This window comes from Shewanella sp. SM69 (assembly GCF_025653985.1).
In the GTDB taxonomy this organism is placed as follows: domain Bacteria; phylum Pseudomonadota; class Gammaproteobacteria; order Enterobacterales; family Shewanellaceae; genus Shewanella; species Shewanella oncorhynchi.
Genome location: NZ_JAKKRV010000010.1, coordinates 191251 through 202996 on the forward strand (window position 1 = coordinate 191251; position 11746 = coordinate 202996).

The 11746-nt window shown below is 45.3% G+C and carries 10 protein-coding genes and 1 riboswitch; of the genes, 5 read left to right on the forward strand and 5 right to left on the reverse strand.

Annotated features, from left to right (window positions below):
* Positions 1-117 precede the first annotated feature (117 nt).
* A complete protein-coding gene (locus L5M37_RS14900) occupies positions 118-2442 on the forward strand; it encodes a S9 family peptidase (RefSeq protein WP_263201003.1) in 2325 nt (774 codons plus the stop codon).
* 90 nt (positions 2443-2532) lie between these two features.
* Here the strand turns inward: L5M37_RS14900 and arcA are convergent, their stop codons facing one another.
* Positions 2533-3249: a two-component system response regulator ArcA gene (arcA, locus tag L5M37_RS14905; RefSeq protein ID WP_006080127.1), complete on the reverse strand. Its 717-nt coding sequence runs from the start codon at positions 3247-3249 to the stop codon at positions 2533-2535.
* A 588-nt stretch (positions 3250-3837) separates the two neighbouring features.
* Between arcA and L5M37_RS14910 the strand changes: the two genes are divergently transcribed.
* From L5M37_RS14910 to L5M37_RS14920, 3 genes are all read left to right on the forward strand, one after another.
* A complete protein-coding gene (locus L5M37_RS14910) occupies positions 3838-4272 on the forward strand; it encodes a DUF3293 domain-containing protein (protein ID WP_168824631.1) in 435 nt (144 codons plus the stop codon).
* Positions 4273-4372: 100 nt separating this feature from the next.
* A riboswitch (Lysine riboswitch) is annotated at positions 4373-4547 on the forward strand.
* A gap of 150 nt (positions 4548-4697) precedes the next feature.
* Entirely contained in the window at positions 4698-6053 is a 1356-nt protein-coding gene (gene lysC / locus L5M37_RS14915) for a lysine-sensitive aspartokinase 3 (protein WP_263184481.1), read from the forward strand.
* A gap of 1 nt (position 6054) precedes the next feature.
* Positions 6055-7188: a succinylglutamate desuccinylase/aspartoacylase family protein gene (locus L5M37_RS14920; protein WP_263201004.1), complete on the forward strand. Its 1134-nt coding sequence runs from the start codon at positions 6055-6057 to the stop codon at positions 7186-7188.
* Between the two features lie 97 nt (positions 7189-7285).
* Here the strand turns inward: L5M37_RS14920 and L5M37_RS14925 are convergent, their stop codons facing one another.
* The gene (locus tag L5M37_RS14925; RefSeq protein ID WP_131525184.1) at positions 7286-8251 is read right to left on the reverse strand and encodes a zinc transporter ZntB; all 966 of its coding nucleotides are present in this window, start codon (positions 8249-8251) and stop codon (positions 7286-7288) included.
* 196 nt (positions 8252-8447) lie between these two features.
* Between L5M37_RS14925 and L5M37_RS14930 the strand changes: the two genes are divergently transcribed.
* Positions 8448-8822 carry a YacL family protein gene (locus L5M37_RS14930; protein WP_263201005.1) on the forward strand — a complete coding sequence of 125 codons (375 nt, stop codon included), beginning with the start codon at positions 8448-8450 and terminating at the stop codon, positions 8820-8822.
* Positions 8823-8913: 91 nt separating this feature from the next.
* Here the strand turns inward: L5M37_RS14930 and L5M37_RS14935 are convergent, their stop codons facing one another.
* From L5M37_RS14935 to L5M37_RS14945, 3 genes are all read right to left on the reverse strand, one after another.
* A complete protein-coding gene (locus L5M37_RS14935; protein WP_173247473.1) occupies positions 8914-9543 on the reverse strand; it encodes a response regulator in 630 nt (209 codons plus the stop codon).
* Positions 9536-11371, reverse strand: a complete 1836-nt coding sequence (gene narQ / locus L5M37_RS14940; RefSeq protein ID WP_263201006.1) for a nitrate/nitrite two-component system sensor histidine kinase NarQ — start codon at positions 11369-11371, stop codon at positions 9536-9538. Before narQ ends, L5M37_RS14935 begins: the two co-directional genes overlap by 8 nt.
* A gap of 135 nt (positions 11372-11506) precedes the next feature.
* Positions 11507-11746: transposase (locus L5M37_RS14945; RefSeq protein ID WP_263179974.1), on the reverse strand; the 240-nt coding region annotated here is incomplete at its 5' end.

An 11746-nucleotide genomic window follows, 5' to 3' on the forward strand; every position in this document is an offset into this window, starting at 1 on the left:
GGCCTAATTTGTATCGGCATATTGCATGCTCTTTCTATTTATAGGCGGCCTCTGGCACAATGTCGGCTTGTTTTTAATCGCTGACATCTTAGGCGATTATGCTCCCAAGGAATAATAATGATTAAAAATAGGTTAACTTGGTTCCCTGCGTGCTCACTTAAGGTGCGCGCCGTTCCCCTACTGATAGCGAGCCAAATGGCCATGATTTCGACAGCTATGTTTTCAATTACCCCAGCTTTTGCAATGGAAGGCGGCAAACTGCCACTGACGATTGAGCGAATGAACGCCTCGCCCGCCTTAGCGGGCACCAGTCCTCGTGGTTTGAAATTGTCACCCGATGGTCAGCGTGTCACTTATCTTGCGGGCCGTAAAGACAATCAAAACTTTTATGATCTCTGGCAGATGGATGTAAAGACGGGAAAATCTAGCCTATTGCTCAATGCCGATAAGTTGGCAAGCAATGAATTATCCGATGAAGAAAAGGCCCGCCGCGAACGCCAACGTATTTATGGCGAAGGCATTATGGAGTACTTCTGGGCCGATGATAGCCAAGTGCTATTAATTCCGGCTGCTGGTAATCTGTATTATTTCTCATTAGTGGATAACAGTGTCAGCCAACTTCCCATTGGCGAAGGGTTTGCCACAGATGCGCGCCTATCACCCAAGGGACATTTTGTGTCTTTCGTGCGGGATCAAAATCTGTATGTGTTAGATCTGGCAACCAAAAAACTCCAAGCTATGACAACCGATGGCGGCGGGGCGATTAAAAATGCCATGGCCGAGTTTGTCGCTCAGGAGGAAATGGATCGCATGACGGGTTATTGGTGGGCGCCCGATGAATCGGCCATCGCCTTTACCCGTATTGATGAGTCCGGTGTCGAGCAAGTAACCCGTAACGAAATCTATGCTGACGGTATTAAACTTACTGAGCAGCGCTATCCCTATGCCGGCAAAAACAACGTCGATATCGCCCTCGGTGTGGTCACGTTAAAAGATAAGGCTATCAATTGGGTGACCCTGCGCGAAGATCATAGCGAAGAGAATAGTGCAGACAAGAGCAAAGATATTTACCTGCCGCGGGTCGATTGGCTGCCTGATAGCAAACATTTGTCGTTCCAGTGGCAGAGCCGCGATCAACATAAGCTAGATTTGCAACTGGTGGCGTTAGACTCGCTGACTAAACCAAAAACCTTAGTGAAAGAACGCAGTAATGCTTGGGTGAACCTTAATAACGATCTGTACTTTTTAAAACAGCAATCGGCTTTTATTTGGGTATCTGAGCGTGACGGCTTTAATCATCTGTATCTTTTTGACTTAAAAGGCAAACTTAAAACCCAATTGACTCAGGGCGAGTGGGCTGTCGATGCGTTGGAATATATAGATGAAACCGCTGGTTGGGTATATTTCACTGGCCGTAAAGATACGCCAATCGAGAAACAACTTTATCGCGTGCCTTTAGCGGGTGGCAAGGTTGAGCGGGTAAGCAAGCAAGCGGGCATGCACGATCCTGTGTTTGCCGACAATCAAAGTGTGTATCTGGATTATTTCAATAGCTTATCTCAGCCACCGCAGATCAGTTTACACGGTAACAAGGGCCAGCAACTGGCTTGGGTTGAGCAAAATGAAGTCAAGCAAGGCCATCCTTTATATGACTATGCGGGTCTGTGGCAAATCCCTGAATTTGGTGAACTGAAAGCCGAAGATGGCCAAGTGTTACAAACCCGTTTATTCAAACCTGTTCCCTTCGATGCGAGCAAGAAATACCCTGTCGTAGTGCGGGTTTACGGTGGGCCGCACGCACAGTTAGTGACCAACAGTTGGAGCGAGCAGGACTACTTTACCCAGTATCTGGTGCAACAAGGCTATGTGGTGTTCCAGTTGGATAACCGCGGCAGCGCCCACAGGGGCACAAAGTTTGAGCAAGTGATTTACCGTCACTTGGGTGAAGCTGAAGTCAAGGATCAAAAAGTGGGAGTGGACTATTTACGGAGTCTGCCATTTGTCGATGCCGATAATGTGGCGATTTACGGCCACAGCTACGGCGGTTACATGGCCTTGATGAGTTTATTTAAGGCGTCGGACTACTTTAAAGCCGCGATTTCTGGCGCACCTGTAACCGACTGGCGCTTGTATGACACCCATTATACTGAGCGTTACTTAGCCCATCCTGAGGGGAATGAAAAGGGTTATGAAGCCAGCAGTGTGTTCCCTTATGTGAAAAACTATCAAGCGGGTTTGTTGATGTATCACGGCATGGCCGATGATAACGTCTTGTTTGAAAACAGCACTCGGGTTTATAAGGCGTTGCAGGATGAGGGCAAACTGTTCCAGATGATCGATTATCCTGGATCTAAACATTCGATGCGTGGCGAGAAAGTGCGTAATCACTTATATCGCTCACTGGCCGATTTCCTCGACAGGCAGTTGAAAAACGCCAAATAGCAGGCATAAAAAAAACCAGATCCTAGGATCTGGTTTTTTGTGAATCGATTCTTATCAAACCAATTAATGCGGATGTCGCTTAGCGGGCGATTAGCCTTCTAAGTTACCGCAAAAACGATAGCCTTCACCGTGAATAGTCGCGATGATTTCTGGCGTATCTGGCAAGCTTTCGAAATGCTTACGGATACGACGGATAGTCACGTCTACAGTACGATCGTGTGGCTTAAGTTCACGGCCAGTCATTTTCATCAGTAGATCGGCACGAGTCAAAATTTTGCCTGGGTTTTCAACAAAGTGCAGCATAGCGCGGAACTCGCTACGTGGCAGTTTGTAAGATTCACCCTGTGGGCTCACTAATGAACGGCTGTTGATCTCTAAGCTCCAATCATTGAAGCGGTAGTATTCTACTGAGCTCTTTTCTTCGACTTCAGCGCCAGCGCTGTTGACACGAGTCAGAAGGTTACGAGCACGAATCGTTAATTCACGTGGGTTGAACGGCTTGGTAATATAATCGTCCGCGCCAATTTCAAGTCCAAGAATTTTGTCGACTTCGTTGTCACGACCTGTCAGGAAGATAAGACCGATGTTGTTGATTTCACGTAGTTCACGTGCCAACAATAGACCATTCTTACCTGGCAAGTTAATGTCCATAACGACCAAGTTAATTTTGTTTTCCTGCATAGCCTTATGCATTTCTGCGCCATCATTGGCCTCAGTTACCACATACCCTTCTGCCTCGAAAATACTTCTCAGCGTGTTACGGGTAACGGCTTCATCTTCAACGATCAGAATGTGCGGATTTTGCATATTATTTACCTAAATTTTAATCAGTTTATACTAACCAATAAGAGCAACTTACTTCGGGCTCTTATATTCATAAAAGCGTTGATACTTCCTTGAACTGCTTTGTGCTCAAAAGGAAAATCTTTACGGTGACATCTATATCTGGATGTAGATTAAGTGCACGTTTAAGTGTAATACGAGAAAACGTAATCAGTACCAACTTCGATAAGCAATAGTTAGAATAAGTTCCTTAACTATTGTTTTTTTTAAATGTTTAAAAGACAAATCAAATGTAGAACAGATTTTAAACAGATGCCCGGTCAGTTCACGTTACTTTAAGCGATATATGTAACAAACTGTATTGAACGATAAGCATCTTGCTCAATCTGTTTCAACTCACCAGTACGTACATTGTACTCGTTTTAGTCATTTGTTAACAAATGAAATGTTAACAAATTTTAGGTGAGCAGGGGTTTTTACCATGATATTTACTTTAGCTATTGATTAGTATAACTAATGTATTTCTTATTCCTGTGAGCCAGTTCACGCCTCTTTGGATTTTACAATCACTCTGCTACACTAGCTTGGGTTCATTTTTCGACTAGACTACCAATGGACAATACGACTCAAAATTTGTGGCAATGTTACCAAGCGCCGTTGTTTTTGCTGACTCAAGCATTATCCTGTGATTTTTCCTTTGCTGTTATTACCGCTCATAATCCCGCTTCAAAGCTTCTCTCTCCTAGCCAAAACCGTTTACTCGATCGCCAACTTCTCCGTGAAATTGAATTACTCGGTAGCCCTTATCGTGCTTTAGTGGGCGCTGCACCGGATTTATCCCACATGGAAAAAAGTTGGGCCGTGTTTATCGATAGAACGATGGCATTGCAATTGGGTAAGAAATTTAATCAATATGCGATTTATGTTGTCGAACAAGGGGATGTGAGTTTAGTGCCTTGCACCTTGGATGGACATGATGAAGTGTGTTTAGGCAAATTTAGAGATTATGTGCAGCTGGTATACGAGCTACCCGATTTGAACACTTAGTTGTTTTCAAAAGATTTTATTTAAATTGTTCATTTGTTATGAAATTAGCATTGACTTCATTAGGGGTTTATTGCTACTTTTTTTGTCCCTTTCCTAGGAAAGGAACAGAAGAGGAGCGTTAACTAGGTAGTCGGTCAGAGGAGCACAAACTCCAGCGATGACTGATGAGGGAGATTAACGCCGAGGCATGGATATGGTTGCTGCATGTTTATGTCGGTCGCTCAGGCTGAATCCTGACGATTGTCACCTGTAATTGGTGGAGAGCTTCTGGTGACGATTGCTGTTTCCCTTCTTTTGGGGTGCGTTATCATTGAGCACCAGGCTCTTCGAACGAAGTCAGTTCGGAGTGTGATCATGTTAGTTAATCAATATCTTATTCAATCTGCATTTATTTGTTGCCCTACGTGTTTTACGGAGGTGCGCTAATGTCCCTCGTTGTCGCAAAATTTGGTGGCACCTCAGTCGCCGACTATAACGCTATGAATCGCTGTGCCGACATAGTGTTAGCTAATCCTCATTGTCGTTTAGTCGTGGTCAGCGCTTCGAGCGGCGTGACGAATCTACTAGTGGAATTGACCCAAGAATCGATCAACGACGATGGACGATTACAGCGATTAAAACAAATTGCCCAAATTCAATATGCGATTTTAGATAAGCTCGGTCGTCCTAACGATGTGGCCGCCGCATTAGATAAATTATTGAGTCGTATGTCAGTATTGAGTGAAGCGCTCGCATCACAACGCAGCAAAGCGACTATGGATGAGTTGTTGTCCCTCGGTGAGCAATGTTCTTCGGCGTTGTTTTCGGCGGTGATCCGCGAGAAAGGTGTTAACTCAAGTGCCTTCGATGTGCGCCGAGTGTTACGTACTGACAGCCACTTTGGCCGCGCCGAACCTCAGGTCGAGCAGATTGCGACTCTAGCTCGTGATTATCTACAGCCACTGTTAGCGGAACAAGTGATTGTCACGCAAGGCTTTATCGGTGCCGATGAAGCGGGACAAACGACCACGTTAGGTCGCGGCGGTAGTGATTATTCTGCTGCGTTGTTAGCCGAAGCGCTACGCGCCTCAGCGGTCGAAATTTGGACTGATGTTGCGGGGATTTATACAACGGATCCTCGTTTGGCGCCCAATGCCTTTCCGATTGCAGAGATCAGTTTCAATGAGGCTGCCGAGATGGCGACCTTTGGTGCCAAGGTATTGCATCCAGCGACTATTCTTCCTGCCGTTCGTCAGCAAATTCAAGTGTTTGTAGGTTCAAGTAAAGAGCCTGAAAAAGGCGGGACTTGGATCCGTCATCAAGTGGAAGATGCGCCCGTATTCCGCGCTGTGGCTTTGCGCCGCGATCAAACCCTATTAAATCTTCACAGCTTGCAAATGTTGCATGCGCAGGGCTTTTTAGCGGAAACCTTTGCGACATTAGCGCGACATAAGATCAGTGTGGATTTGATTACCACATCAGAAGTGAATGTGTCTCTAACCCTCGATAAAACTGGTTCAGATTCGAGTGGTCAAGGTCTGTTGAGTGAGGCATTGCTGCAAGAATTATCACAGCATTGTCGTGTGCGAGTTGAAGATGGATTGGCCTTAGTGGCTATTATCGGTAATCGCATCGCGACGACGCCGGGTATTTGTCGCCGTGTATTTGAAGTGTTAGAACCACACAATGTGCGGATGATTTGCCAAGGTGCCAGCCCACATAATCTGTGTGTGTTAGTGGCAGAAGCGGAAGCGGCGCAAGTGGTTAAATCGCTGCATCAAAATCTGTTCGAAGGCGTTTAGTATGTTGCCGACAACATCGTCTCTGCAAATCGGGGAGCTTGCCGCAGGGCAAGCACTTACTTTGCCTATCTACCATTTCAAACCGAGTGACGATAAGGCGATTGGCCCCAAAGTGTATATTCAGGCCAATGTCCACGGTGCTGAAGTACAAGGTAATGCGGTGATTTATCAGTTGATGAAGCAGCTTGAACACTGTGACATCCGCGGCGAAATCACCTTAGTGCCATTGGCCAATCCACTCGGGATCAACCAAAAAAGTGGTGAGTTTACCCTTGGCCGATTTGATCCTATTACGGGCGCGAATTGGAATCGTGAGTATTTGAATCATGCTATTGATTTGCCGACTTGGTATGGCGAACATGCCAAGCTGAGTGATAGCGAGCTGCTCCAAGCCTATCGCAGTACTTTGGTAGAAGCCTGTCAGCAAAAATTGCGTCATGAATGGGGTATCACCACGGGTCATAGACTTGCGGTTAACCTGCAGATTATGGCCCATGGCGCGGATATAGTGCTCGATCTGCACACGGGTCCTAAATCCTGTAAACATTTGTATTGTCCGGAATATGACTTAGCTGCCGCACAGTATTTGTCGATCCCTTATACGCTCGTTATCCCCAATACCTTTGGTGGTGCTATGGATGAAGCAGCGTTTTGTCCTTGGTGGCAATTAAGTGATTTTGCAAAATCTCAAGGGCGCGATCTAACCGTTGCTGTGTCGGCGTTAACCTTAGAATTGGCGAGTCAAGAGCGTGTCTGTCTTGAGGATGCGTTGGTTGATGCACAAGGAATTTTGGCATATTTAAGCCACCGAGGCGTGATCGCTGAAACCGTTGCACCCGCTAAAATGCAGCGCTTTGGTTGTTACCTTAAGGACTATAAAAAGTATCACGCGCCAAGTTCTGGGTTAGTGGAATACCTCGCGCCTGTGGGTGAACCACTGGCAGCGGGACAGCCCTTAGTGAATTTACTGCGTATGGATTTATACGGTACAGCGGATGAGCTAAAGACGGTCAGTTTGCCGCAGGACTGCGTGCCGATTTTGCACTTTGCTTCGGCGTCAGTGCACCAAGGAACTGAGCTTTATAAAGTGATGACCAATGTGTTTGAGTTGCCGACATTCCAGCCTAAATCATAAAAATTAGCTCGTAAGCATTAGCCCATAACAATTAGCTTATCGGACTGAGAGAAAACAACGCCAATCCTAATCGATTGGCTTTGTTGTTTTAAGGTGGCTATAACCACTTAAATCGATAAAACAGCGCCATTTGCAGGGCGACGAGTGAGATTAATATGCCGCAGAAGGTGGCGAAGGCCCAAGTGTTGTCCGCGCCCGGTATCCCGCCAATATTGACCCCAAGTAAGCCTGTTAAAAAGCCTAGCGGTAAGAAGATTGCTGACACTAAGGATAAGAAGTATAAGCGTTTGTTGAGTTGCTCCGACTGCTGACTGAGTAATTCTTCTTGAGTCACATTGGCCCTATCGCGCAGGGCATCGAGATCTTCAATGGTGCGGATAAGTTTATCGTTTGTTTCCCTCAGCTTGAGTCGCTCAGTATCTTTAAATAGACTGAATTGCTCTGAAATCATTTTCGAGAATGCTTCGCGCTGTGGGGCTAAATAGCGGCGAATGGCCACAGTTTGACGGCGCAGTTCGGCGATATCGGTACGTAAGTCTTTCACATTGCCTGAGACGACGAGCTCTTCTAAATCAGAGAGCTGTTCTTCCAATTTATCAATAAACTCGACTTTACGATTGGTCAGTCGCTCGCAGATTGCGACGATAAAGTCCCCCGTAGTTGTAGGCCCATTTCCCTCAAGGATCAGCTCGGCGACATCTTTGACCGACTGTAACTCGCGATCGCAGGTGGAAATGATCCGCTGTTTATCGGCATAGATACGCACTGCCACCATGTCTTCTGGAGCAGAATTGGGGTTGAGGTTAACGCCGCGTAATGCGAGTAATATGCCTTCACCTGTAATCACAGCGCGGGGGCGAGTGTCTTGGGCGAGTAGGGCATCACTTTCGACCTTAGGCAGACCGCTATTGAGTATCCAGTGGCGTGCCTTTTTATTGCGATAGCGAAGGTGTAACCAGAGTAGGCCATCCTGAGGATCCCATTTTTCGATCTGTTCTAGGCTCAAGGTGGAACCCGCTTGGGCGCCGCTTAGCACTAAACTGTAGATAAATCCTTCGTGCATATCGCATTCCATTTAACTTTCAAAATCATCCAAACAAACTAACTGATTTTGTCATGAAAATGAAGTCAGGACTTATGCTTAACGACATGAGACAAACGTAAATTGACATAAATTTGATGTGCTGAGTGATGCAAGCAACTTAGCCAAGGATAGGTTAAAATTAGCATTAGTAGGCTTAGATCAAAGAGACAATAAAATGGAATACGAATTTCGGCGTAACAGTTTAACTGGCACTTTTTTGGCTAGCTTTAGCATGGATCATGAAGTGCTTGGGCAATGGTTTACGGAAGAATTAGGGACTGAGTTAGCTAAAATTCAGCAAGTGTTGGGTGTGATAAAAGAAATTCAAGCCGATAAACGAGGTTCATGGAGTCTTGTTGGTAATGATTTTACCTTAGAGTTAGAGCGTGAACAGGCGCGAGTCTTTGCCAATACCTTAGGCTTTGAGCAAGAATATGAATTGGAAGAGGCTATGTCACTCTATGATGCTGAGTCAGAAGCTTATTGTGGCCTAGAGGATTTTGAGCAGGCGCTATTGAGTTGGCAGCAATTTATTGAGAAAGGTTTGTAATCATTTATTTAATCTCTATTTGATAAAAACATAAAGGCAATCATGGGATTGCCTTTATTGTTTGCGTTATACCAAGCTCATTTTTGTATCTTTAATGATTCAGATAGCGCACCGCCATTTCGGTTCTCGATTTAGCATTGGCTTTACGCAGTAGGTTTTTCACGTGCACTTTAACTGTGCCTTCACTAATGTGTAAATGCTCTGAAATCATGCGATTACTTAAGCCTTCCGCCAGTTGCTGTAGAATTTGCAGCTCCCTTGGGGTCAGGCTTGAAATCCATTCTTGTTCATCGGTCGCATCTTTAAGTTCGTAAAGGTATTCTTCGACTTCATCGCTGATCACCCTGTGGCCAAGCATGGCATTTTTGAGTTTTTCGAGCAGTAAATCTGGCTCAGTATCTTTGAGCAAATAGCCGTCGGCTCCAGCGCGAAGTAAACGGATAACATCCTGTTTTGCATCGGAAACGGTGAGAATTACTATGCGTGAGGTAACACCTTCTTGGCGCATGGCGTTGAGGGTATCTAAGCCTGTCATGCCTTTCATATTCAGATCGAGCAATATGATGTCGGGTTCATCGGTGACCACTGCGGTTAATGCGTCTAAACCACTACCAGCTTCGCCAAATAGGCTGAAGTCAGGATCTGAAGCGATGAGCTGGCAGATGCCTTTGCGCAAGAGGGGATGGTCATCGACCACCAGTACTGAATAAGGTTTACCCATTTGAAGGCTCCTGTTGAGATGGGAAAATAAGCGTCACTCTAGTGCCACTTGACCCTTTGCTGTGCTGCACAAGGTTTAATGGGCTGTTAGGTTTGAGTGCGTCGTCTTGTGCATTGCATCCTTGCTCAGTCGTGGTTGCCATAGCAGGTTTAAATCTATTTAAATCATTGTCGCTGAACACGACTTTACCTGAAAGCTTACTGGCTCGTTCATGCATTATACCTATGCCAAAATGTTGATCTCGTTCTTTTAAATGTCCAATACCTATGCCGTTATCACAAACATCAATATTGACCATACCCTCGTCATCCTTATAGCAATAGATGTTAATGAGGCTGGCCTCGGCGTGTTTGATGGCATTTAACGTCGCTTCTCGCGTGATCTGCAGTATGTGGATGTGCTGCTTTGCCTCTAGCCATTGTGGCGCAAGTTTATAGTCTAAGGTTATCTTTATATTCGTCTTTGTCCTGAGTTGCTCAAGCATAGCCTCTAAAGCACTTTTTAGATCGGGCTCTTTAATTGTGAGCCTAAAGGTGGATAGTAACTCCCTGAGTTGCACGTAGGCAGTGCTCACACCTTCGTTGATTTCGGTTAACTGCGCCTCAACGATTGGACTGCGGCAACTGCAATCTAAGTTTTTGCGTAATAAGCTAATTTGGATTTTTAGGAAAGATAGCACTTGACCCAAAGAGTCGTGCAGCTCCCGGGCAATCACGCCACGTTCCTCCATTAGCGCCAGTTGCTGTCTTTGCTCTGTGGCATTGTGGATCACGATTGAGCGCGTCAGCATAATTGCGAAATTGTTAAACAAGGCGATATTGGGTGTTTGAGCGGCAATTAACTCTAAATAGCCTAAATTAGCCTGCTCAAATTGCAGTGGGAAACGGGTGCTCTCTTGAGTCATATCTGGCCAGCCACCATCGGCCTCAATCACTTCAAGCTCTTGCTCTGGGTATTGAATGATGAGTCTTAGGTAGTCGAGTGATTCATAGCCTTTTAACTGATTCAGCGCCGCTTTAAGCGCTTTGTAATCGAGTTTATTCGCGTTTAATGTCAGTAGGTTATCATATAAGAATGCCAGCTCGTTGTTGGCCCTTGTCAGCGCTAAGGTTTTTTCTGCTACCTGCGATTCTAAGTTGCCATAAAGCGTCGCGAGTTCCTTCGCCGTTTTTTGTAGGGCATGGGTCAGCGCTGTAAGTTCAATATATTCGGTCTCGGGCATTTCAATTTCAAAATTACCCTTAGAAATCGTGTTGGCCGATTCCATCAGTTTTTGCAGTGGGATCACTACTTTCTTCTTTGTAAAACGCACGGCCACAAAAGCGATAATGAGCATGACGCCTAAGCCTAATACTTGGCTGGCGGCAAGGAGCCTGAGTTTAAAGGCGGCGTAGTGCTCCATCTCAAGCACCAGTAAATCTATGGTATCAACAAAGTCCTTCAGTGAGGCGACATAATCGCGGGAGTTTTCTTGTTCTATGTAGTGTTTCATCACCAGCCATTTATCGATGACAAGCTGATATTGAGCGGCAATTTCTGGTGGACTAAACCAACTTTCCGAGGGCTTTAATGTGTCGGAATAGAGCGTATTTTCGAATTCGGTAATTTTATCCTGTGCGGCCTCACTGCCTGAGTTGGCGTAAAACATTAACCGATAGCTTTGCATCCTCAGCGACCCTGAGGCATTAATCGCCTTGGCGTCGCCTAAGCTGTAGGACAAATTGATGATAGCAAAAGTCGATAAACTACTAGAGAGCAGAATAAGTACTAACATTAATCCTAAGATTTTTGAGGTTAGACTACCTCGTTTCATTAATCCGCTGTTCATTTTGATGGCCGCTGTTATGGCACTTTGCAGTGGTTTTTACATTAGAAAATAATGTAATACATTAACAAAAGTATAGAAATGTGAACAACAACACCTTTACATTTTGATCTAGCGCAAACTTCAACCTATACCCAATCAACCTGAAGATGCGTGGGTAAAGAGCTGAAAATTATCATTGATCCGCGACGCTAAACTTTCACCAATATCGGGTAATGTTTCTTTGAAAAATTTATCCAGTGCGGACCTGAAATCTCGCTTATTTTTGAAGTACACGCTGTTCCTCGCGTGCTCATTCATGACCTTCCACAGTCTTTCTATCGGATTGAGGTTCGGGCTGTAAGGCGGTAAATAATGCAACTCAATATTGTGCGAAAT

Excerpts from the sequence above, each read along its gene's own strand:
- L5M37_RS14900 (WP_263201003.1), top strand. The coding sequence starts at position 118 with ATGATTAAAAATAGGTTAACTTGGTTCCCTGCGTGCTCACTTAAGGTG.
- lysC (WP_263184481.1), top strand. The coding sequence starts at position 4,698 with ATGTCCCTCGTTGTCGCAAAATTTGGTGGCACCTCAGTCGCCGACTAT.
- arcA (WP_006080127.1), bottom strand. The coding sequence starts at position 3,249 with ATGCAAAATCCGCACATTCTGATCGTTGAAGATGAAGCCGTTACCCGT.
- L5M37_RS14925 (WP_131525184.1), bottom strand. The coding sequence starts at position 8,251 with ATGCACGAAGGATTTATCTACAGTTTAGTGCTAAGCGGCGCCCAAGCG.
- L5M37_RS14910 (WP_168824631.1), top strand. The coding sequence starts at position 3,838 with ATGGACAATACGACTCAAAATTTGTGGCAATGTTACCAAGCGCCGTTG.
- L5M37_RS14935 (WP_173247473.1), bottom strand. The coding sequence starts at position 9,543 with ATGGGTAAACCTTATTCAGTACTGGTGGTCGATGACCATCCCCTCTTG.
- narQ (WP_263201006.1), bottom strand. The coding sequence starts at position 11,371 with ATGAACAGCGGATTAATGAAACGAGGTAGTCTAACCTCAAAAATCTTA.
- L5M37_RS14930 (WP_263201005.1), top strand. The coding sequence starts at position 8,448 with ATGGAATACGAATTTCGGCGTAACAGTTTAACTGGCACTTTTTTGGCT.
- L5M37_RS14920 (WP_263201004.1), top strand. The coding sequence starts at position 6,055 with ATGTTGCCGACAACATCGTCTCTGCAAATCGGGGAGCTTGCCGCAGGG.